The 24,275-nt window shown below is 34.2% G+C and carries 13 protein-coding genes; all 13 read left to right on the top strand.

The window, feature by feature from the left end; all coding sequences use genetic code 11:
- Positions 1-2 precede the first annotated feature (2 nt).
- The 13 genes from EKL98_RS08600 (at position 3) to EKL98_RS08655 (ending at position 24,175) form a co-directional block, all read left to right on the top strand.
- Entirely contained in the window at positions 3-3,020 is a 3,018-nt protein-coding gene (locus EKL98_RS08600) for a hypothetical protein (RefSeq protein ID WP_126562050.1), read from the top strand.
- A gap of 3 nt (positions 3,021-3,023) precedes the next feature.
- Positions 3,024-8,936: a DEAD/DEAH box helicase gene (locus tag EKL98_RS08605; protein WP_126562051.1), complete on the top strand. Its 5,913-nt coding sequence runs from the start codon at positions 3,024-3,026 to the stop codon at positions 8,934-8,936.
- Between the two features lie 105 nt (positions 8,937-9,041).
- Positions 9,042-10,313, top strand: coding sequence for a DUF2130 domain-containing protein (locus EKL98_RS08610; RefSeq protein WP_126562052.1), 1,272 nt, complete (start codon positions 9,042-9,044; stop codon positions 10,311-10,313).
- A gap of 59 nt (positions 10,314-10,372) precedes the next feature.
- A complete protein-coding gene (locus tag EKL98_RS08615) occupies positions 10,373-11,938 on the top strand; it encodes a class I SAM-dependent DNA methyltransferase (protein ID WP_126562053.1) in 1,566 nt (521 codons plus the stop codon).
- Positions 11,939-12,103: 165 nt separating this feature from the next.
- Positions 12,104-12,505, top strand: a complete 402-nt coding sequence (locus EKL98_RS18045) for a DUF1016 N-terminal domain-containing protein (RefSeq protein ID WP_233589401.1) — start codon at positions 12,104-12,106, stop codon at positions 12,503-12,505.
- Positions 12,502-13,164, top strand: a complete 663-nt coding sequence (locus EKL98_RS18050; RefSeq protein ID WP_233589402.1) for a PDDEXK nuclease domain-containing protein — start codon at positions 12,502-12,504, stop codon at positions 13,162-13,164. The genes EKL98_RS18045 and EKL98_RS18050 overlap by 4 nt, the downstream gene beginning before the upstream one ends.
- 324 nt (positions 13,165-13,488) lie before the next feature.
- Positions 13,489-14,649 carry a restriction endonuclease subunit S gene (locus tag EKL98_RS08625; RefSeq protein ID WP_126562054.1) on the top strand — a complete coding sequence of 387 codons (1,161 nt, stop codon included), beginning with the start codon at positions 13,489-13,491 and terminating at the stop codon, positions 14,647-14,649.
- Positions 14,650-14,668: 19 nt separating this feature from the next.
- Positions 14,669-15,250 (top strand): super-infection exclusion protein B, encoded by a 582-nt coding sequence (locus EKL98_RS08630; protein WP_126562055.1) that lies wholly within the window; start codon positions 14,669-14,671, stop codon positions 15,248-15,250.
- 64 nt (positions 15,251-15,314) lie between these two features.
- The gene (locus tag EKL98_RS08635) at positions 15,315-16,646 is read left to right on the top strand and encodes a hypothetical protein (protein WP_126562056.1); all 1,332 of its coding nucleotides are present in this window, start codon (positions 15,315-15,317) and stop codon (positions 16,644-16,646) included.
- Between the two features lie 82 nt (positions 16,647-16,728).
- Positions 16,729-18,501, top strand: coding sequence for an ATP-binding protein (locus EKL98_RS08640; RefSeq protein WP_126562057.1), 1,773 nt, complete (start codon positions 16,729-16,731; stop codon positions 18,499-18,501).
- A gap of 43 nt (positions 18,502-18,544) precedes the next feature.
- Positions 18,545-22,000, top strand: coding sequence for a DEAD/DEAH box helicase family protein (locus tag EKL98_RS08645; protein WP_126562058.1), 3,456 nt, complete (start codon positions 18,545-18,547; stop codon positions 21,998-22,000).
- 622 nt (positions 22,001-22,622) lie between these two features.
- On the top strand, positions 22,623-23,480 hold the full coding sequence (locus EKL98_RS08650) for a hypothetical protein (RefSeq protein ID WP_126562059.1): 858 nt from the start codon (positions 22,623-22,625) through the stop codon (positions 23,478-23,480).
- A gap of 239 nt (positions 23,481-23,719) precedes the next feature.
- Positions 23,720-24,175 carry a hypothetical protein gene (locus EKL98_RS08655; protein ID WP_126562060.1) on the top strand — a complete coding sequence of 152 codons (456 nt, stop codon included), beginning with the start codon at positions 23,720-23,722 and terminating at the stop codon, positions 24,173-24,175.
- The last annotated feature ends 100 nt before the right edge of the window (positions 24,176-24,275 follow it).

Genomic DNA, 24,275 nt, shown 5'->3' on the forward strand with positions numbered 1-24,275 from the left:
TTATGAGCTTCTTTTCTACTTTACTTCTAGCAAAAAATTTACCAAAACACGACGGAAGACCTCTTTGGAAATATATGTTTAATGATGAGGATTATGAAAAACTCCTAGAAGAATTAAAACTTGCTCGACCTTTATCTATCGATCCAAGAGATGTTACAATGTATTACGCAGAATGGTGGAAAAAAAATTACAACGGTGGAACACCAAGTAAATTCGAGATTTTTAATTCATTAAATGGCAATGTAAGACATAATTTTAATCAAGAAGATTTTTTTAAACTTGCTGTAACAGGAGCTCGAATGTTAGGAATTAAGTGGATAACCCGACAAAACACACTATACTTTAGAACGTTACTTTTACAAGGAGGGCTACCTTTATCTCACATCTCTGAAAATCAAGGTATATACCTAAATTTTTTAATAGCAGTTTTAGAAGAACAACCAGAAACGATTGAGGATTTTATTTTCAAACCCCACATTACAGGGCTTTTGCCTCTGTCTAGTCAAAACAAAGACATTTATGAAAATTGTTTCGAAATTGTAAAATCATTTTTAAATAAAGAGGATATTTATGACGAGCTTTTTAAAGAAAGTGAGGCTTTAAAAGCAATTTCTAATACTCTAAAAGCTAGAGAAAAATTACTCATTAGAAAACAAAGATTTTCTAAACCTAAAAACTACTGGCTTTTAAGTTTCAAAAAAGAGAAAATAAGTATTATTCTGAGAATTGGGCTTGCAGATTCATACAACTCAGAATCCCTATCCAATATTTTAGGCTTTGAAGTAACAGGTAAAGAATATCAGTTTTATGTAAATGAAGAATTAATATGTGTATTCCGTAAAATGATTAACGGGAACTTTAAAACAGACTGGTATAATCAACAAAATCAAGAGTGGAATGGAGTAAGTAATTTGCCTTATACATACGTAATAAAGGATGGTGAAAAACACGAAGTAACGGATTTTATTGAAACGATTCCGAACCTAAAAGAACCGAGTCTTTGGTCTAGATTTTCCGATAATGAATGGCGTTTAATAAAAGGAAATGGTACTTCTAACAATGAGGCCGCAATACTTTTTCCCGCAGATTGGTATAGCAATCTTCTAACAATGGACCTTTCTTTATACGAGGAACAATTATCCTGGTTAACTTTTGAAGGAGAAGTGGAAATTTGCAATCAACAACAAGTTAGAAAATATCTAAGTGGTGTAAACTCATTTGAATGTACAATTGTAAGTAAAAAACCAGCTTGGATGCTAAAAGCAAGTATGCCCGTTGTAAATAGCATTCCCAATGTTATTATTTATGATGAGAATAGCAATAGGTTACCTGATTCAAAGTCTAAAATTTGGATAAGAAAACATAATTCAAATGAAAGTTGGGAAGGACTATCAAAGTTACATCATATCCCATTGGGCTGTATTGACATTAAGATAGAGAAAGAGGGACTCATTGCTTATGATATGTTTTTTAATATTGGCAATCTCAAAGCTAAATATGCCACTAAAGCTATAGATAATGCAGAAATAGAAATAAATAACCTAGAATCATTTGAATTTAAATTGGATGAATCTCCGATTTTAAAAATACAACAACTCAATAATAAATTCTCTTTAAAAGTTAATACCGAATACTCAAAAATACCTACCGGAATAAAAGGTTCTCTTGGACAAAAAAACCAAAAGAAACTTTACTTCGAGATGGCTTCTCCATTTGAAGGGATGGCTATAACTAATGCCGATGGGAAAGTAATTACTGAAGTAGAGAAACTAACTTTGGCAAACTTATATGGTCTTCGGATTTTGAGTACACCGAATACCGGAACTATTCTTAGAATTAAAAACAGATTAAAAACAGAAGTGATAATTACTAAGGAGATTAAAGAATCCTCTCAACCAATTATTTCATTTTTAGAGGAAATTACAAGACTGTATTATTTAGCCGATGCTATGGATTACAGAAACAAAGTTTGTTTAGAGTTAATAGAAGGTAGTAAGACAAAAACCTATGAAATTACTGGATTTAGCCATACTTTAAATGTAGAAAAACAATTTGAAAACAATGTAAGTCTGCAGTCTTCTGAAGATGAATTAGATTTATATGCAATCCCATTAAATTGCAAATCCGAAAATATAGAGTTAATTCCTTTAGTTAGGAATGAATTATACTATACGATTCCTTCTACTGAAATAACGAATCAATTTATTGTTATATCATCCACAGAAAAGGGCAAACAATTAATGCCTCGTTATGTGAATACGAATGAAGAATTTGTAGAAATAAGTAAAAAGGAACGTATGGATCAATTTCACTCCCAACTATTAGAAGAAAATTTTGATGGTCAAATATGGAAGCAGTCATTAACTTATTTTACTATTTGTATTAAAAACCACATACCATTCTCAACATTCGATCAATTAAGAGCAATTTCAAGAAGTTCAAAGGTCGCTGCAAGAGCCTTTTTGTTTTTAGGAATTAACCAGGAGGAAACTGATTTTTTTATCCAAAAAGCTATTCCTGAAATGGAAAAAGATTTAGGTTTTTGCTTTCATTGGATTAAAAATGAGGACTGGGGAATTGCATTAAATGAATTAGACGAACTATATAAAAATCAATATTTTGTACAAATTTCCGGATTGATCTCTTTATATATGCGGGAAAATGGATTTGATGATATATTAAAATTTATTATGGGCGAAAATATCAAAAAAGAAAATATCTTATATAGTGATATACGTGAGGTACGAGCTTTACTGGGCGAAAGAGTACTGAAAGAACTTCCACGTATGACTCCTAAAATCACAAAAGAATATAATATTTCTATAAATGAACATTTGCCTGTAAAATTATTATTAAGAGCACCTATTGCGGTCGCTGAGTCAATTAACGATACCCCAAATGCATATCCTATTTGGGCTGGCGATGACCATAGAGAAAGTATTAGAAGAAATATACAATACAGCCAGTATCTAAATTCTGAATTTTACAGCAGAGTCATTTTACAAGCCCTAAAAAATTAAACTATGAATTTTCAAGAATTTTATACTAAAACAGAAAACAGATTAACAGATGCTATTCTATCACTTTGGGCAACCGGAGATAAAGAAATGCAGGATTACTTTAAGTATTTGTTGACTCAAGAACCTATAATAGCTGATGCAGTTTTCCAAAATACTTTTCCTTGGGAACAAGACAAGCTTACATTTGGTGAAACTACTAATGTATTTCAAAATGAATTTATAAATGCTCTTGATGCTATTAGAGATAAAGAATTTCAATTTCCAAAAGATAGAAAACCATATAAACATCAATTAGAAAGTTGGGAAGTATTACTAAATCAAAAAAAATCAATTGCCGTAACAACAGGTACCGGATCTGGTAAAACAGAATGTTTTATGCTTCCAGTGCTACAAGATATCCACGAAAATTGCAGACATCAGCAAGGTATAAATGCGATATTTTTATATCCTTTAAATGCCTTGATTGCCAGTCAGAGAAAAAGAATGCACGCTTGGTGTTCTGCTTTAGATGGAGTGAAATACGCATTGTTAACAGGTGAAACTTCAAACAAAGAAAGTAGTAAAGACAAAAAAGCCAAAGGGCTTCCTGAACTTATTTCAAGAGACCAAATTAGAGAAACACCTCCTCAAATATTATTTACCAATCCAACAATGCTAGAATATATGTTGGTAAGAAATGCCGATGTACCTATTCTTGAAAAATCAAAAGGAAAATTGAGATGGATATTGTTAGACGAAGCACATACACTCACTGGTTCTAAAGCAGCTGAAATGGCTTTATTGATTCGAAGAGTAATTACTGCATTTGAAGTAGATGTTGCCAATGTAAGATTTGCTATCACATCTGCAACTGTGGGTGATGGTAATACGGATATACTTAAAAAATTTATGTCAGACCTATGTGGTATTTCAATAAATCAAATTGAAGTTATTCAGGGAAAAAGAGTAAACAATCAAATTTCAGACCAAGACATTCCAAATCTAACGGATAAATTAACTCAAAATAATATAATACTTTTAAGAAATGAGCTGTTAAAAACTGCTGGTTTAAGCCAAAAAGAGATTGGACAAAAATTAAAGATTACAGATAAATACAAACAATTAGAAGCTGTCGATATTCTTGCCGATCAAAAGGTAGATAAAGAAAATTTATTGCCACTACGTGGTCACTTTTTTACTAGAGGAATTGGAGGGGTTTATGTATGCACTAATTCTAAATGTGATAAGCACAAAGATAAAAAACCTGAAAAAGCATTAGGAACAATGTACACTGTAGCTGGAAAAAAATGCAGCTGTGGCCATCCTTTATTAGAGTTAATAGCTTGTAGGAGTTGTGGCAATATGATGATTGAAGGAGAAAGAGCAAAAGGAAGAGACAAAAGAGACAAGATAACCCAAAAAGCGAGTGTTGGATATGAAGCTTTCAATATGGAAAATAATGAAAATGAGGAAAATCAACAAGAACAAACAAATAATAATTCCGTTAGGCTTATTAAAAATAATGTACATCTAAATTTAAGAAATCAAAACCTATTTCCTTGTTCCATTTCAGAAAACAATAACATAATATCAGGGGAAGAATTTTTGATGACAGAGGATAGTCATTGTCCTCATTGTGGGAATCTAAATGAAAACCCTATACACTTCCGGATTTCATCGGCTTTCACTAATAGAATTTTATCCGATATTGTTTTAGACCAAACACCAAATGCTACAGATGCTATAACAGTCACATCAAAAACACTTTACAAAGGCAAAAAGTACATCTCTTTTACAGATAGCAGACAAGGTACAGCAAAGATTGCGGCATTAATAAACATTGACAGTGAAAGTGATTGGATAAGATATCAAACCTATCATTTCCTACTCACCAAACTAAAGAAGAATCAGGTTGATGCAAGTCAAGATGAGTTAATACAAGCAAGAGCTCAGTATGTCCAACAATTAGATGTGGCTTTACCTTTTATGAAAAAAAACATAGAGGAACAAATAAATCAAATCAACATCATTTTAAATACGGGCAATGGGGAATCATTAAATCATAGTCGTTCTTCCTGGAAAGAAATAATTGATTTTATTAAGGAAAAAGATGGTTTCAAAACACTTTTTTTCAAGGGAGCCAGAGGTAACAACATTGCAACTGAAAACGAAACCTATGCTAAATCTTTATTATACGATCAATTTGCTCGAAGAATTCCTAGAGAAAGGTCTTTGGAAAACTTAGGTTTGGTTAATGTAGTTTATCCTAATCTTGAAAATATTCAATTACCTGAAATAGCCATTAAACTAAATATTACAAAGGATGAGTGGCAAAATTTATTGAAAATTGCAGCTGATTATAGCCTACGCTATAATTTCAATTTTTTCTTTGATGATTCAATGAGGTTATTTTCTTCAAAATTTTATCGTTCGCAACTGATATATCCCGCTAATTCTGAAATAGCAAATGCAAAGAAATGGGCACTTTATAACCCAAATTCTATTGCACAATCACGTTTGGTACTATTGATATGTGCTGGACTCGGTTGGCAGGATAAACAGGATATTAATCAAGAAAGAGAAGATCTACTTAATGATTTCTTAGAAAAAATATGGAGAACCCTAAAAGAAAAAATATTAACTGCAGATGGAGATGGATACAAATTAAATTTACTTGAAAACACTCAATTTGAAATTGCTGGACAAGAATTTTTATGTCCTGTTACCAATCGACTAGTAGATAAAATTTTCAGAGGTTATTCACCTTGGGTTAAAGGTAATCTAATGGAAGAAAATTTACGGAACTACAAAATCGACGATAGTAAAAACCACCAATTTCCAACTTATTCTCATCCACATCATTTGAGTGAAGAAAATACTCCAATAAATAAAAATGAAGTTGAGGTTTGGTTGAAAGAAAACAGTCAAGAAGCAAGAAATAAAGGACTCTGGAATGACCTTCACGAACGAATCTTTGATTTTGACAAGCTATATTTAGCCGGAGAACACTCCGCACAACAAGACAAAAAAAGACTGAAAGAGTTAGAACAACAATTTGAAACAGGAGAAATAAATATTTTGAGTTGCTCAACTACGATGGAAATGGGTGTTGATATTGGCGGGATTTCTGCTGTAGTAATGAGTAATGTACCTCCTATGCCGGCCAACTACCTGCAAAGAACTGGTCGTGCAGGTCGTCGTTCAGAAAACAAATCACTTGCATTGACTTTCTGTGCTCCAAATCCTATTGGATTGCGTACAATGAACAATCCAAAATGGGCATTAGAACATAAAATTGCTCCACCTATTTTGGCATTTGATAGTAAAAACATTGTGGTAAGACACGTTAATTCTTTCCTGTTCGGTATTTTTATTAGGCAACCTGAAAATGAAAATAGAGGTCTTAATATAAAAGAAAATATTGATAAATTCTTCTTTGACGGAGCTCCTACTATTGCCGAAGCCTTTTTAAACTGGTTGGAAAACAATGATCTCTCCGACTTTAAAAACCAATTAACCTACCTAGTTAAAGAAACTCCTCTGAGTAATAGTAGTTCCAAACAATTAATCACATTGGTGATTGATAATTTCAAAAAAGTAATTCAAAGGGTTAGAAAGCAAAAAGAAGGTTACGAAAAAAAATTAGCGGAATTAGAAAAAGAATTTGGAGATAACAGTCCGGCTTATAAAGCTGTAAAATATAGAAAAGGGCAATTCCTTCAAAAATTTGTGATAAGCTACTTAGCCGAAGATAATTTTTTACCAAATGCTGGTTTACCAACGGGTATAGTAGATTTCGAAAAATTAACTTTATCAGATATCAGTCGTAATGAGCAAAACAAATTTAAAACAAATCCGAGTTATCCAATAACAAGAGCTTTAACTGAATTTGCTCCAGGAAACAACATACTAATTGATGGATTAAATTATAAATCATCGGGTATAATAATGAAAAACAACTGGGGACAAGCAACAGAGCGTTCTACCATACAAGGATGTAAACATTGTGGTTTCCAACGTACAGTAGATTTTGGCAAAGTAAATGAAAACTGTCCAAAGTGTGGAAATTCAAATTCATTCGTCGGCATAGAATTAGGAGAACACAAAGGGAATTTTACAGAACTTATAGAGCCTGCAGGTTTTTCTATCGATTTATATACCACTCCTACAAGGGTGATTTCAGAAAAAAGCAAACCCCAATATTTAGAACCTTTACTTCTTAATATTGACCCTTGGAAATTAGATCAAAACGGGTATATCGATTTTAGGTCTAGCACTGAAGAAGAAAATGCACAAATACTTTTTTACAATACTGGTAGTGGTGAAGGCTATAGTTTATGTTTAGATTGCGGTAAAGTAGAAGCTTCAAACGAAAAACTCGAAGGGCACAAACGCTTGAGGGGTGGAAAAGATAAAGATGGAGAAAGTCTATGTACAGCTCAAAACATTCGTGATTACATTATTTTGGGAAGTAGATTTAAAACCGATTTTACCGAAATACGTTTGAAAAAGCCTGATAACTCATTTGTAAACGAAAAGAAACTAGCCTATACTTTAGGTGTGATCTTTACTAAATCACTAGCCGAACTATTGGCAATCGAAGAAGCCGAATTAGGATTTGGTATTAAAAAACACAATGGATATCTAACTGTCTTTATTTACGATACAGCTAAAGGTGGCGCTGGCTATTCCTCACAATTCCGTTTATATACAGAAAAAATTCTTCGACAAGCGCTAGAAGTATTAGATAATTGCGAATGCAAAAGTACAGGCTGCACCAGATGTCTAATAGACCGAAATACACAATGGCATATTGAAGATGTTGATAGACATATTGCTATAGATTGGTTAAAAACTGCTCTTGATAACCAATTACCGGATGTACTTAAATCTAAAACATTAAATGCAAACCCAGTTTTTGGTTCTTTATTGGATGAAATTAAACGCTATAATTATCATTTCGGAATCAAAGAAATAAACATCCATACCAACAATACCATTGCTGATTGGGAAACTGATAATATGGAATGGTTAGAAAATTTAAAAAGAGATAGAATCAAAATTAACCTTATTATCGAAGGTGATGTCAAATACGCCAACAATCAGGAAAAATTATCGCTACTCCTATTATCGCATAACTACAATCTGAAGAAAGGAAACGATGAGGCACTTTTTGAATTTCCGGTACACCTAACAATAGAACTGGAAAATAATAACAGGATTGGATATGTGTCTAAGGCAAATTATGCCAATTTAGAAGACAAATGGACCAAGGATGTACAAGAAAAATTCTTTAAAGTGGAGTTGGATAGCATTAAAAATAACGAACCTTTTCTGTTACCAAATTTCACTACCAGTAATTTATACGAATCTAAAATTCATACTATTACCAGAAATAGTCAAAGTAATGATTTAGCTAAATTTGTAACAGAAAACCTAAGCAATGCACAAGATTTAGTATCAAAAATAAAGGACAAATCTTTCACTGTTTCTTATTTTGATAAATACAATCAATCCGAATTTTCAATGCGATTGATGTTACAATTTATCAATGAACTTAAGGAATTATGGTCAATTTCTATTTCAGAATTCAACGTGCATTTAGAAAAATCAGCCTTCAAAAGTCCAAATTATCCGGAATACATTATTCACAATTACAAAGAGTATGACGATTATGCTTATGATTTGAAGGAACTATCCAATGACTTTAATTTCAAAATCAATATAAAAGAAGAAAATAGACTACCCCATTATAGATTTTTCCAATTTAGTGCCGATGATATTTCTTTTAGTATTCGCATCGATGGTGGTATAGCTCACGGCTTTAAACCTGTAGAAAGACTATTGTCAAAAGATATGACATTAAATGATCAAATTTTTGAAATACGAAAAGATGTCCTTCACGATATAATTTATAACATAAGTATCGATAATTAAATAAGACCTGAAAATTCAACAAATAAAAAATAGTAATTTACTGTGTACACATAATGCACACACCCTCTCTAAATTTGCTGGGTAAACCAATAAAACGTAAATCCAATGTCTGATCAAACTTCTATCAAATGTCCAAAATGTGGTAATTCAATCGATGTGAATGAAATTCTAAAACACCAATTAGAAGACAGTATCCGTTTAGAATACCAAGCTACTGTTAACGCACAAGCAACCGAATTAGCGGCTAAAAACGAAGAATTAGAAAAAGCGAAAGCCGAATTTGAATCCAAAAAGAAACTGGAAAATGAAATGTTTGCAGACCGGTTGGAGCAAGCTAAAAAAGTTTCTGAAAAAGAAATAACTGCGAAAATAAAAATCAAACTGGAAGAAGAAAACAAAGAACTCTTCTTGGCTAAGGAAATAGAACTTACTGAAAAATCGAAAAAGCTTGTCGATTATAATAAAATGGTAGCCGAAAACGCCAAATTGCAACGAGAAAAATCAGAAATGAAAGAGGCTATTGAAGCCGAAAATCAAATCAAATTGAATGCGGTTTTAGAAGTGGAAAGAGAAAAAATAGTCAAACAGGAAGCCGAAAAAAACGAAATGAAAATCAAGGAGTTTCAGAAAAAATCGGATGACCAAAATAAACTGATTGAAGAGATGAAACGCAAGCAGGAACAAGGTTCTATGCAGTTGCAAGGCGAAGTAATGGAACTAGCTATTGAGGAATGGTTAGCTTCTCAATTCCCTTTAGATACAATTGGTGAAATAAAAAAAGGAGTCAATGGCGCCGATTGCTTGCAAATTGTTAATACCCGCGAACTACAAAATTGTGGCACTATTTACTATGAAAGCAAGAATGCCAAAAACTTTACATTAGGTTGGATTGAAAAATTCAAGAATGATATTCGAGATAAAAAAGCAAATGTAGGTGTTTTGGTTACCAAAGTGATGCCTAATGATATGGACAGGATGGGAATGAAAGACGGAATTTACATCTGTACTTTCGAGGAATTTAAAGCCCTAAGTGCTATCTTGCGACAATCGTTGATAAAAGTAAGCGATGCCGTTCAAGGACAGGAACACAAAGGAGATAAAATGGCTATGCTGTATGATTTCTTGACTAGCAATGAATTCCGTTTACAGATGGAAGGCATAGTGGAAGGATTTTCGCAAATGGAAGCCGATTTAACAGCCGAAAAAAGGTCGATGATGGCACATTGGAAAAAACGCGAGAAACAAATTCATAAAGTAGTTAGCAATACCGTTCATATGTACGGTTCCATCAGAGGAATTGCAGGTAACGCGGTTCAAACCGTTAAAGCTTTAGAACAAGATTACGATAGTGACGAAACAATTGTAGAATTAGAATAAGAACTGTCAGACTTTGCGCAGTCGAAGCCCAAATTAATATATAATTTCAAAAACACCTTATGATCACAGGCGAAATAAAATCTCAAATAGACAAAATCTGGAACGACTTCTGGACGGGCGGAATCTCAAACCCCTTGACGGTAATCGAACAATTTACCTACCTCATCTTCCTGAAACAATTGGACGACAAACAAACCCTGATTGAGAAAAGAACCAATATGCTCGGTGTGACTACCGACAAACCCATCTATTCTCCCGAACAAAAAGAATTGCGTTGGAGCAGTTTCAAGGACAAAGACCCGGAAGTAATGTTCAATTTGTTCACACGCCCACAACGCCATTTGAATGACGTTACCGTTTTCGACTTTATGAAAACCTTGGGCAAAGATGGCGGTGCATTTACCGAATACATCAAAGGCGCCACCTTTATGATACCAACGGCAAAACTATTGGATCGTGTGGTGCAACAAATTGACAAACTGCCATTGGACAACCGCGATACCAAAGGCGATTTATACGAATACATGTTAGGCAAGATTGCCGAAGCTGGTACCAACGGACAATTCAGAACCCCGCGCCACATCATTCGTATGATGGTCGAAATGACCCAACCCAAAAAAGACGACACCATCTGCGACCCCGCTTGCGGAACAGCTGGTTTCTTGGTCGCCGCTTCCCAATACATCCACGAGAAACACGAAGACTGGTTCATGGATCAAGACTTCCGGGAACATTATAATTCCACCATGTTCAACGGGATCGAAATTGACCCTTCTATGATGCGAATTTCGGCCATGAACTTGCAATTACACGGAATGGAAAACCCAACTCTGATTGGCAATTCTGCCTTGAGTGAAAGTAGCGGCATCAGCAGCCAATATTCTTTAGTCTTAGCCAATCCCCCTTTTAAAGGCGCTTTAGATTATGACGAAGTAGAAAGCAGTTTATTGGCGATAACTAAAACCAAAAAAACCGAATTGCTATTCTTGGCATTGATATTAAGAATGCTAAAACTAGGCGGCCGTGCTGCCGTCATAGTGCCCGATGGCGTTCTCTTTGGCAGCTCAGGAGCACACAAAAGTATTCGTAAAGAACTGGTCGAAAACCAACAATTACAAGCCGTGATTTCTATGCCAAGTGGCGTTTTTAAACCCTACGCCGGAGTAAGCACTGCCATTTTATTTTTTACCAAAACCAATAGCGGCGGTACAGACAAGGTTTGGTTTTACGATATGCTAGCCGATGGTTTTAGCCTGGATGACAAACGCAACGCTCAACTTTCAGAAGAAGTTTTCGAGCAATGTTTTGCTAACCCAGAAAGTGTATTAGAAGAATTCAAAGAAAAATGCGACATCCCCAACATTTTGTTAGATTGGAAATCAATAGGTACAACTCCCTCCCCTTCGGGGAGGGCTGGGGTGGGGACTGACCGTACTCAAAAATCCTTCCTTATCCCAAAAGCCGACATTGTAGCTAACGACTACGACCTCAGTATCAACCGCTACAAGGAAATTATCTATGATGAAGTGGTGTATGAAAAACCTCAAACACTTATTGCCGATATAAAGCTTATTGACGGCAAACGACAACAGGCAATGACCGATTTAGAAAAAATGTTACAATAATGAATTTTGCGGATGCCATCCGCAAAATTCAAATAAGAAGAAAAAGCGAATTCTTGGGATGCCATCCCAAGAATTACAAAACGAGGATAAAAATATTTTTATCACTTGTATAGTCGAGCTAGAAAAATAAATTAAAAATAGAGTTGGATTAATAATAAAACATAAATGACACAGCTACTAAATAAGGATTACAAAAATTGGATAACTGAAATAAAATCTAAAATTCGTTCTGTCCAACTCAAAGCGGCTACTACCGTAAATGCAAGCCTCATTCAGTTTTACTGGGAGCTGGGCAGTATGATTACCGAAAAACAAACCGCTTGGGGAACTAGTTTCTTGGAAAATATGAGCAATGATCTTAAAGATGAATTCCCGGAGATGAAAGGTTTTTCGGTTACCAATTTAAAATACTGTAAGCTTTTTTATAAGCAATTTTACTTTAGTCCTCAACTTGGGGACGAACAGGATTCAAATAGTCCTCAGCTTGGGGACGAAAATTTATTGCCGCTTTTAATACAAATTCCGTGGGGTCATATCAAATTAATTATTGATAAGATAAAGATTTGAACCAAGCAAAATTTTATATTCAGGAAACCATCGAGAATGCTTGGGGAAGAGAAACATTAGCACTCCAAATAAAATCAAACCTTTACAAAAGACAGGGTATGGCGATTACAAATTTTGAATACACACTGCAACAGCCTATGTCTGATTTAGCACAACAAACGCTCAAAGACCCTTACGTTTTTGACTTTATGATGATGACCAAACCTTTTCAGGAAAAAGACATTGAAAAACAACTCATCACACATATTTCTAAATTTTTATTGGAACTAGGAAAAGGTTTTGCCTTTGTAGGACAACAATTTCATCTTGAAATAGCCCAAAATGACTATTATATCGACTTACTTTTTTATCATATCAAACTGAAATGTTATGTGGTAATTGAACTCAAAAACACTAAGTTTATTCCAGAATATGCTGGAAAACTAAATTTTTACCTTTCGGCGGTAGATACCTTGTTAAAACAAGAGGACGACAAACCAACCATAGGAATTTTATTATGCAGGGACAAAAATAATATCGAAGCCGAATTCTCTTTACGAGACATCAACAAACCAATGGGAATCAGCGAATTTCAGTTTACGGAAGTAGTACCTGACGATCTCAAAAGTAGTTTACCTTCAATTGAAGAATTAGAAAACGAATTAAAACAGTTAGAATAATGGATACTTATATGCAAGGGCAGATTTAAAAGAAATGCGAACTAAGAGGGATCTGAATACAAGACCTCAGGATTATGAATCCTGCGCCCCTAACGAGATTGAAAACACAAGGAATAAATTAATGCTGTTCCTCCAGGGATTGAACCGGTGACCCTAAAATTATGGTTGATTGTCACACTGAGCGAAGTCGAAGTGCGAACCAGAAATCCTAAAATCGCATTGTAATCGCAGAAGGATTCGAACCTTCGACCGTCCCGATTAAAAATCGGGATGCTCTAAATATAGTCCTTAAAGAAAAATTGAAAGGGTAATTAGCATAAAAATATGGAATTAACAGTAAATGAACGAATTGGCAATAATATCAACATAATGAAGCAAATGAAATTAAATGATGTTATTGAATTTGCGAGAAATGGTGCCGCAATAAAACAAAGCGAAGACGCCAAAGGTATTCCTATATCGAGAATTGAAACAATTTGGAATTCAACCATTGATGAAAACCGATTAGGTTATGCTGACATATACGATGAAGATCTAATTAAATATGAGAAATATTTATTAAAAAAAAATGACATTTTAATTACACATATTAATAGCCCTAAGCATCTTGGAAAGTCTGCAATTTACACAGGATACCCTGAAAAATTAATTCATGGCATGAATTTATTGTGTCTTAGAAATAATCCAAATTTTTCTAATTCAAAATATTTATTTTATTATTTTCAAACTAAATATTTTAAAAATCAAATTCTTAAAATCTCTAATCAATCAGTAAACCAAGCCAGTTTTGCTGTAACTAATTTAAAGGAACTAGAAATTCCTATCCCAGATCTCCTAACCCAACAAAAAATCGCCGCCATTCTCGACAAAGCTGATGAGCTGCGCCAATACCACAAGCAACTCATTGAAAAATATGATGCCTTGACACAAAGTTTATTTTTGGAAATGTTTGGGGATATAAAATCTAATTCAAAAGGTTGGAAAACTACAATATTTGAAAATATAATTTCGCTAAAAAGAGGTTATGATTTACCACACAATTCAAGGATTAAAGGAAATATTCCAGTAGTTGCCTCAACAGGAATTGTTGGTTATCATAATATAAGTAAAGTTAATACAGCTTGTATTGTCACTGGTCGTTCTGGTTCGATTGGTAAAGTTCAACTGATAAAGCAAGATTGCTGGCCCTTAAATACTTCACTATATGGTTATAAAACGTTCGACAATAATCTGATTTATCTTAAAAATTTTATCGAACATTTCAATATCGAAAGATTCTCCCATGGAGCTGGTGTTCCAACATTAGATAGAAAATTAGTACATAGTGAAATAGCCCCAATTCCTCCAATCAAACTCCAAAACCAATTCGCAGAACGAGTACAAATAATAGAAACCCAAAAACAACAAACCCAAGAATCCTTGGCAAAAAGCGAGGACTTGTTTCAGGGGTTGTTGCAAAGGGCGTTTCAGGGAGAATTGAATTAATTTATTATAACCAAACAGTATGGATTTTTTTAAATCATTTTTTGATGTTACGAAACTACCAACAAAGATTTTTCTTGTTGTTTCAATTGTCACGGGAGTATTTATTTTTTCTGGTTCAGAAATTTTGAAGAAACTCCATTTGGATAAATTTCAAACGTATGAAGGATTTGTAGGTTTGGCTTTTCTATTTTCTACTGTTCTTGTAATAGTAAATCTAATTATATGGATATTCAACAAATTACATTTTGAATATAAGGTAATAAAACTAAAATCTGAATACAAGCAAGCCATAGAAGATCTTGATTTTCATGAGAAAGCGGTTTTAAGAGAATTTTGCATTAGAAAACAAAGTTCAATAAATGTACCTATTGATGACCCAATTATTTCGGGAATGTTAAATAAAAACATTCTTAAAATGAATAACCAAATTAATGGAAGTGCAATAGGTACCGGTATGAATTTTCCGGTTTCCATGTCTAAATATGTGGAGAAGATTTTGAAACCTGAGCATATTAACTTAAAACAAACTCCAACAGAAGAAGAAATATCTTTTGTTTGGGAAAACAGACCTGAATGGGCTAATAGATCTCGGAGGTACTAAAAAAAATGTTTGTTGCAACGGGCATTTAAGGATGAGTTAGTGTAATAAAACAAAAAGCATAAATATGGAAACACAATCTGTTAAAAGCATTAAAGAATATAGAGATAAGATTAAAGCTAAATTAGCTACAACCAATATGGCTCAATTTTCCAATAAAAATTACGGCAATGAAAATGAATACAACGGAAAAAGTATTTATTTAGGTCTTGATGCTATACTGGTTGATATTTCCTATTTTGTTAAATCGCATAATATTTTTATCAAAACTACAACCTTAGATGAAAGAAACGCTATAATAAATAATCTAACCAATATACTTTCCCATATCGAATCACCTCAAACTCTTTTTCAATTCATTGATAGTTTGAAAGTTGAATTAAGAAAGTATAATCTTCGCAACAACATCGAAAGATGGGAATTGTTCCAAGAGGTTAACAAACAACTTTTAGAACAAAGTAATGAATTCAAAGAAGCTTTAAAATTCATTAATGAGATAAAGGAAGAAGCTAGCAATTCAAATACTTCTATTACTGAAAAATTAGAAGCCATTACACAAAAGTTTGAAGAACTTCAAGAAAAAATTGAGGAGGTAGAAGACGTCAAAGCTGAAATAGTATTGAATTCTGACAAACTGGAATCAATTAATGAAAACTTAGTTAAAGTTAACGGAACAGCAGAAACTTATCTTGAAGAAATTAAAGAAAGTCTATCCGAAGCTAAAAACAACGAAAAACTAATTAGTGCATTTGCTCTAAAAGTTCAAGAAAGAGAAAATCGTTTAGGAGAATTACAGCAATTAACCAAAGAGAACAAACAGAAACTTAACGACTATGATACGGAAAGAATTAAGATTCTGGATAATGCAAAAGAATTAATTGAGAATGCGAAAACAGCATTGAATTATAAAACTGCCGAAGGTATAAGTGCTTCTTTTCAGACACAACTTACTGATGCAAAAAAATGGCAATTTTCTAGATCCTGGATTATAGGAGCTTCATTATTTATTGCTATCGCAATTGGCTTAGGAATTTGGATTTTGACTGAGCAAACGGATGAATTACATATTATTATTGGCAGGATAGCTTTAATTCCTTTACCTATAGTGGCAGCTATCTTTTGTGCAAATCAATATGTGAAACAGAAAAATATAATTGAGGATTATGCATATAAAATGGTTTTAGCAAAATCAATTGTTGGTTTTTCAGAACAACTCAAAAAAGATCCTTCCGAGGATAAAGGTGAATATCTTCACTACATGAAAGTAGCACTAGAAGAAATTCATAAAGACCCTTTGAGAAAAAGAAATCAGAAACTAGCTGAAAATAAAATTGAAAATTTTTCAATAAAAGAGATTCTTGAAGTTGCCGAAAAAATGATTAAAATTGGAAAGTCTTAATAAATATTCCAACCGTTTTTAAAATTAAAATTATAAATTTGAAAATCGATTAATAAATACGCCCCCAGTAGTTAAATAAAATATGGCATTACCAATAAACATAAACGATTTAGTCAACGGACAATCTATAGAATGGGAACGTCTTGAATTCAAACAAGGCTGGAATCCGGAAGAAATTGTACACACCATTTGTGCCTTTGCCAACGACATCAACAATTGGGGCGGTGGCTACATCATTGTAGGCATTGCAGAAAAGGATGGAAGACCTATCTTACCTCCAGTGGGTTTAGCTCCCGAAAGTTTAGATAGAATTCAAGGGGCAGTTTTAACCCTTGCCTATCAATTGCTTCCCAATTATTTCCCTTTAATACAACCTTATGTCCTACAGGGACAACACATTTTAGTGTTATGGTGTCCTGCAGGCGATAACCGTCCTTATACTGCGCCAATCTCGCAAGGAAAAGGAGCTTTACGCCAAGCTTACATTCGTTTTGGTTCCCGTAGCATCATTGCAAAAGAGGATAATTTAAGACGATTACAAGAACTAACGGCACGCATTCCATTTGATGACAGGATAAACGGTAAAGCAGCCATTGACGATTTAGATTTAGGATTGATACAGGCGTTTCTTCAAGAAGTAAAAAGCGATTTATACGAAGAAAGTAAACAAATTCCTTTTGCGGATTTGTGCCTCAATATGAAAATTGTAAATGGTCCAAAAGAGGCATTGCGCCCCTTAAATGTGGGCGTGTTATTTTTTTCTCGAAATCCCGAAAAGTTTCTCGAGCGTTCTTGGATCGAATTGGTAGTCCACAAAGACAAAACTGGTAAAAATTTCTCCGAAAAGTATTTCAAAGGTCCCATTCATCATCAACTGAGAGCCGTATTAGACTATTTCAAAAACAATGTTATCGAAGAAGCAGTCGAAAAAGTGGCACACAAAGCAGAAGCCAATCGCCATTTTAATTTTCCTTACGAAGCCATAGAAGAAGCTTTGTCCAATGCGGTATACCATAAAAGTTATGAAATGGACAAACCTGTTGAGGTACAAATATGGCCCGACAGAATAGAAATTCTAAGTTTCCCTGGTCCAGTTCCACCAGTAGATGCACAAATATTAAAACAAAATAAACGCATCGTGGCACGAGATTACCGCAACCGCCGCATTGGTGATTTACTCAAAGAGTTGCACCTGACCGAAGGACGTGGCACAGGTTTCCCTACCATAAGAAACGCCATGAAGGAAAATAATTCGCCGGAACCTGTTTTCGAAACCGACGAACAAAGCACCTATTTCCTTTCGGTGCTACAAGCAAAAGAACAAATAATTAAAGTCGATAAAAAAGATATTTTGTTTACAAATTTGGAAGAGCTTAGTCGTTATTTAAAAAACAGAAACGACCTAGCTACTAACCTAGCTACTAACCTAGCTAATCCCAATGAAATTAAGGAAAATGTAAATTTTGAAAGCATTACTAACGGAGCTACTAACCTAGCTAACGACCAAGCTACTGTCGGAGCTGAGCCCAATAAAATCAAGAAAAATAGCGATTTAAAAGATTTTACTGTCGGAGCTAGTGTTGGAGCTGGTAATCTAGCTATTGAAATCATAGAAAGCAGTCTTAATGACAAGGTTTTAGCAATACTCAATTTCCTGCCCGAAGCAAAAAGAAGAGTCGAAATATTGGAACATATTGGACTCACAAATCAAAGTTTTAACCGAGAAAAATATTTAGACCCATTGGTAAAATTAGGATGGATAGAATTGACTATTCCGGATAAACCAACACATAAAGACCAAAAATACAAACGCACCATTCAGGGAGAAATACTTCATAAACTGATAACTCGGTAAAATCAAATATAATGTAGTATTTTAGTGGCATCAATAAAAAAATATGCAAAGCAACTTTACCTTTCTTCAACAGGAATTCCCAGAAATCTACCGTGAGATTGCAGATGCAGAAAAACACACCTTCACGGCACCCCGTTATGCTGCCTTGTTGTGTCGCAGTGCATTGGAGAAAACCTTGTTTTGGTTGTATAAAAATGATGAAGATCTAGAATTGCCCTATGATACTAAATTAGGTGCCTTACTCCACAACGAGAGCTTCAAAAATATACTAAAACCAAGTATGTTGGTCGAACTGGATATTGTGCGTCTCAACGGAAACAATGCGGCACACGGCAAAACCGTAAAAGCTTTGGATGCTTTACATTCCTTAAAAAACAGTTTTCGCTTTCTGTCTTTTCTAAGCAAATACTATAGCGAGAACAATCCCGATATTCCCGAATTTGACGAACGGATAATTCCTTACGGAGATACCGCTGATAAAAACGCTAAGCAACTTCAGGCACTCGCCGAAAAACTGGAACAGGAACGTTCCGAAGCACAAAAAACATTAAAAGCACAAGAAAGGTTAGCCGAGGAAAACGACGGCTTGCGCCGGCAATTGGAAGAACAATTGCAGCTCATTGCTGACCGTAAAGAAACTCGTTTTCAGGAAACAACCGTGGAACAAGCCATTCCCGAATTAACTTCGGAACAAGAAACACGCAAACTACTCATTGATTTACTCTTGCGCGAAGCAGGTTGGGACAATCTGAGAGAAGGAAAAGAAAAAGAATTTGAAGTGGCAGGAATGCCGCTATCAACCAATCCCTCCGGAAAAGGATATGTAGATTATGTGCTATGGGGAGATAATGGGTTGCCATTGGCAGTCATAGAAGCCAAGAGCACCTTGCACGATGCGCACAAAGGAAAACACCAAGCCAACCTGTATGCTGATTGTTTGGAAAAAAGTATGGGGCAACGACCAATTATTTTTTACAGCAATGGCTTTGAAACACACCTTTGGGACGACACCTTTTATCCAGACAGAAAAGTACAAGGTTTTTACACCAAAGAAGAATTACAGCTGGCAATAGAAAGACGTTTTTCAAGAAAAGACCTAAGGACATTTCGAGTAAACACGGCTATTGTCGAAAGACCATATCAATTGTTGTCCATTCAACGGGTGGCAGAAACATTGGTGACGGCAAACCAACACCAACTAAAAGGGAAAAACCGAAAAGCGCTATTGGTGATGGCAACTGGTAGTGGCAAAACAAGAACTGCAGCTGCAATCGTGGATATGTTTACCAAATGCAATTGGGCAAAACGCATCTTGTTTCTGGCGGATAGAAACGCATTAGTGTCACAAGCCAAAAATGCCTTCAAAGAATACCTCCCTCATTTATCCGCGATTGACTTAACCAAGGAAAAAGAAGATAATGGAACTCGTGTGGTGTTTTCGACCTATCCAACGATAATGAATAAAATCGACAGTCTCAAAAATGAAGACGGCCGATTGTATGGCATTGGGCATTTTGACGTAATTATCATTGACGAAGCGCACCGTTCGGTCTATCAAAAATACCAGGCAATTTTCAGTTATTTTGACAGCATCCTGATTGGACTCACGGCAACGCCAAAAAAAGACATAGACCGCAATACTTATTCTCTTTTTGAAATTGAGGACGACAATCCAACCTTTGCTTATGAATTAAACGAAGCTGTAGATGCCAAATATTTGGTGCCGCCAAAAGCAATAACAGTTCCGGTAAAATTCCCGAGAGAAGGCATTAAATATGCGGAGCTTTCCGAAAAAGACAAACGACATTACGAGGAAATTTTCGGAATTCCAGAAGACGGAGAACCTACAGGAATTCCGGAAATAGACAAAAGTAAAATCAATACTTTTTTGTTCAACAACAATACCGTAGATACCGTTTTAGACTACCTGATGAACTACGGCCAAAAAGTGGAAGGCGGCGATAAGCTGGGGAAAACCATCATTTTTGCAAAAAACCACCGACACGCTGTTTTCATCGAAGAACGTTTCAATAAAAACTATCCCGATTTAGGCGGTAACTTTTTAAGAGTGATTGACAACTACGAAGACAAGGCACAGGATTTATTGGAAAAATTCTGTTTTGAAAAAGGAGATGAAAAAGACCCGCAAATTGCCGTATCGGTCGATATGATGGACACGGGAGTAGATGCTCCAAGAGTATTGAATTTAGTATTTTTCAAGGAAGTGAAATCCTTTGCAAAGTATTGGCAAATGATTGGTCGCGGAACAAGATTGTGCAAGAACATTTTCGGAAACGGCAAAGACAAAGAATTTTTCCTGATTTTTGATATCTGTGCCAATTTTGAATTCTTTGATGAATTCCCCGATGGATTTACTCCCAAACCCACAAAATCATTGTCGCAGTTGATATTCGAAACCAAACTGGATATTGTGATGGCAATCTACAACAATCAAGATCCAACAGAAGAAGAGGAAAACTACTGTTCACTAATCAAGGACGATTTACAAAAAACAATTCAAGCTTTGGATGAAAATCGTTTTGAAGTAAGAAAGCATTGGAAATATGTTATGGAATACAAAGCAAGAAACCGATGGAATAATTTAACCAATAGTGATGTTCTAGACATCAAAAACAACCTATCCCATCTGGTTTCCTATAAAGAAGACACTGACGAACTGGCAAAGCGTTTCGATGTACTAATAGGAAAATTACAACTGGCAATAATCAATCAATCAAAAGCACAGCAAGGCTTGATTTCAAATATAGTTACCATTGCACAACTGCTGTTCACCAAAAGAAATATTCCGGCAGTTTACGCCAAAATTACCTTACTCGAGCAAATCAAAAAAGACGGCTTTTGGCCAACCATAACCATCACGCAATTAGAAAAAATAAGAACCGAATTGCGCAGCCTAATTCAATTTCTTAAAGACGAAGACAAAGAGACACCGGTTTACACGGACTTCACGGATATACTCCCGTTAGACCAAGTAAAAGAAGTGAATGTTATGGGAACTTATACCAGCCTGAAAAGTTACAAAGACCGTGTAGAAGCTTTCATCAGGAAAAATAAATCGCATCTCGTGATTGATAAATTGTATAAAAACTTGCCAATCACTTCCAAAGAATTAGAAGTTTTGGAGAGTTTCTTATTGAAAGAAGCATTGGAAAGCAAAGACCGTTTTATCAAAGAATACGGAGAACAACCATTAGGAAAATTTGTACGTAATATTGTCGGTTTGGACATTGAAGTAACCAACTTGTTATTTGCTGATTTTATCTCCAAAGGAAATTTGAATGCCAACCAAATCACGTTCATTCAAAAAATCATAACCTACCTCAACCAAAAAGGTGTTATTGAAAAACAATTGCTGACGCAATCTCCTTTTAATAAACAACACGATCAAGGCGTTTTTGGTATTTTTCCTGAAGAAGATAAATTTGACACCATCATCAGGGTAATCAATCAAGTCAACGAAAATGCAGGATATGCTTAATAATTATATAAAGCAATCACAGTTTTTGAAATAACTTTTCAGTAACAATTTGCCACAAAACCTTCTTTTCTGTATAAAATTAGTTTTCAAACATTAGACACTAGACTAAATATTTTGTCTAGTATTAGTTTTTTATTGTATTTAGTACCAAGCTGGACACAAAAAGGTACCAAGCTTCAAAGTTTTTGTTGACCTAAAAATCAGCCTACTGATGAACTTCTAATAAAAAAGTACCAAGCTGGTCTCAAAAAAGCACCAACTTAATTCATAAAAAAAATAGAATAATTACAATCGATTGAAAAAGCAAATCCACAAAATCCAAAAGTACCAGATCAAAAATATAAGTTAACTCTAATGGGGGAAATGTTCCTAGATAATCAAGAGTAAAAACCCATTATCTCATTCAGAATTCCAAAAAATGTCATTGTGAGGAAGAACGACGAAACAATCTCAAGTATTCCTAAACTCAAAGCTGCCGTTTGCTTCATTTTACTAATTTAATTACATTTGTAATAACGAGAATATTCTTTTTTGTTCGGTTGTAAATACAGGTTTTTCATCACCTATACATAATCGCATCTCTACAAAGGATGTAATTCTGGTTTTCTGATGTTTATAGAATATGGAAATAATAAATTCATTATCAAATAGAGAAATCGCAATCCTTTTTTGGATGGTTATTATTTTAGCTGTTCTTATTTATATTTCTAAAAGTTCAAAAGCGTTTTTTGGTGTAGTAAAAGCTTTCTTCGACAGAAAATTAGTCTACTGCTATATAATTATTGGGGCTTATCTTTTTTTAGTGATAAAGATTTTAAATAAAACTATCTTTTGGGAAGCCTATTTATTCAAGGACTTTGCAATTTGGTTTGTTGGTTTTGCTATGGTTTCATTTTTTAGTATAAACAAAATAAATACAAATAGTGAACTCGTAAAACGATTTCTGAAAATATTCTCCGCAACGATAATTATTGATTTCAGTATCAACTTTTTTACCTTTAACCTGGGATGGGAATTAATCATAATTCCGGTAGTCAGTTTTATAGCCATACTACAATACTTTGCTGAAATTAACAAAGAAAAACCCGGATATGAAAAAGTAAGTAGTTTTTTGAAATGGGTTTTAACCATAATTGGTTTTTCTTTATTGGGCTATGTAATCCATAAACTTTATCATAATTACAATGAAATACTTAAAATCAATAATATAAAATCATTTCTTATTCCTGTAATCCTATCTGTTCTATACTTCCCAATAATACTCCTATTCGCATCAGTAACGAAATACGAAAATATTTTTCAGGAAATAAATAGATACCGCTTTCTCAGCAAGAAAAGAAAACTAAAAATAAAATTGACTGTAATAATTTTTGGAAAACTTAATCTTGATAAATTAGATAGGATAAGGAATTGGGATAAAAAAGAATTAAAAGATAGTTCTAATACTTTCAAATATTTAAAGTCAGTGGGTAGAAAATAGCCCAGTTACCTTATGTGTCATCATTTTGAAGTGATAACCAATTTAAAACTTTTTAGCATCAACATAACTATTCCAACTATTTGGCGGATAAGAGGCGGATAAAATCCCATTATGACGGATAAATCATTGAAATTGCAGTATAATTCAAAACTATATTTTCGTTTAATATCACGAGCAATCGTTTTATTTACTCCTTTTAAAATTTAAAATTAAACCATTCCAAAAGTTCAAAGAAAACAATGAGTAGAATACTTAAATTCAAAGAAAATATTATATCGTACCTAGGAGAAAATGAGCAAGATGCTGACTTGATGAGTTGGATGAATGCTCAACCGGTGCTTGACCGACCTGATATTTTAAGAGCTCTAAATTCTCTGCTTTTAGAAAATTTCGACATCAAACCCGATTTAGATAGAGAGGAAGTATTAGCCATCGTAGATGAAAAAATTCAGGAATTTGAAGAATCCATACTTGACAACAAACTCCACGAATCTTTATTTAAGATGGAAATGGAGGCAAGGATTACTGACGAAGAAACTTTCGGATATTATTTAGACTTTACCAGACAAGAAGTAAAAACTAGAATTGTTTCCAATCCCGAAAACCAAGAAAATTGGGATCTTGCTCACAAAATCATTCAAATGGAAAAAGATTCAGGATTTTATAATCCTGACAATTGGAAAGCTATTATTTAAAAAAAAAAGAAAGATCTACCTATTACATTGCTAAAGGCATTCTTAACACAGAAACTCATTCCGCTAATACAGAACCTCATTCCTTATTACAGGAGAAAAC

The sequence above is a fragment of the Flavobacterium bomense genome (assembly GCF_003970355.1).

Excerpts from the sequence above, each read along its gene's own strand:
- EKL98_RS08635 (WP_126562056.1), top strand. The coding sequence starts at position 15,315 with ATGGAAACACAATCTGTTAAAAGCATTAAAGAATATAGAGATAAGATT.
- EKL98_RS08630 (WP_126562055.1), top strand. The coding sequence starts at position 14,669 with ATGGATTTTTTTAAATCATTTTTTGATGTTACGAAACTACCAACAAAG.
- EKL98_RS08655 (WP_126562060.1), top strand. The coding sequence starts at position 23,720 with ATGAGTAGAATACTTAAATTCAAAGAAAATATTATATCGTACCTAGGA.
- EKL98_RS08610 (WP_126562052.1), top strand. The coding sequence starts at position 9,042 with ATGTCTGATCAAACTTCTATCAAATGTCCAAAATGTGGTAATTCAATC.
- EKL98_RS08600 (WP_126562050.1), top strand. The coding sequence starts at position 3 with ATGAGCTTCTTTTCTACTTTACTTCTAGCAAAAAATTTACCAAAACAC.
- EKL98_RS08605 (WP_126562051.1), top strand. The coding sequence starts at position 3,024 with ATGAATTTTCAAGAATTTTATACTAAAACAGAAAACAGATTAACAGAT.
- EKL98_RS18045 (WP_233589401.1), top strand. The coding sequence starts at position 12,104 with ATGACACAGCTACTAAATAAGGATTACAAAAATTGGATAACTGAAATA.
- EKL98_RS08615 (WP_126562053.1), top strand. The coding sequence starts at position 10,373 with ATGATCACAGGCGAAATAAAATCTCAAATAGACAAAATCTGGAACGAC.
- EKL98_RS08645 (WP_126562058.1), top strand. The coding sequence starts at position 18,545 with ATGCAAAGCAACTTTACCTTTCTTCAACAGGAATTCCCAGAAATCTAC.
- EKL98_RS08650 (WP_126562059.1), top strand. The coding sequence starts at position 22,623 with ATGGAAATAATAAATTCATTATCAAATAGAGAAATCGCAATCCTTTTT.
- EKL98_RS08640 (WP_126562057.1), top strand. The coding sequence starts at position 16,729 with ATGGCATTACCAATAAACATAAACGATTTAGTCAACGGACAATCTATA.
- EKL98_RS08625 (WP_126562054.1), top strand. The coding sequence starts at position 13,489 with ATGGAATTAACAGTAAATGAACGAATTGGCAATAATATCAACATAATG.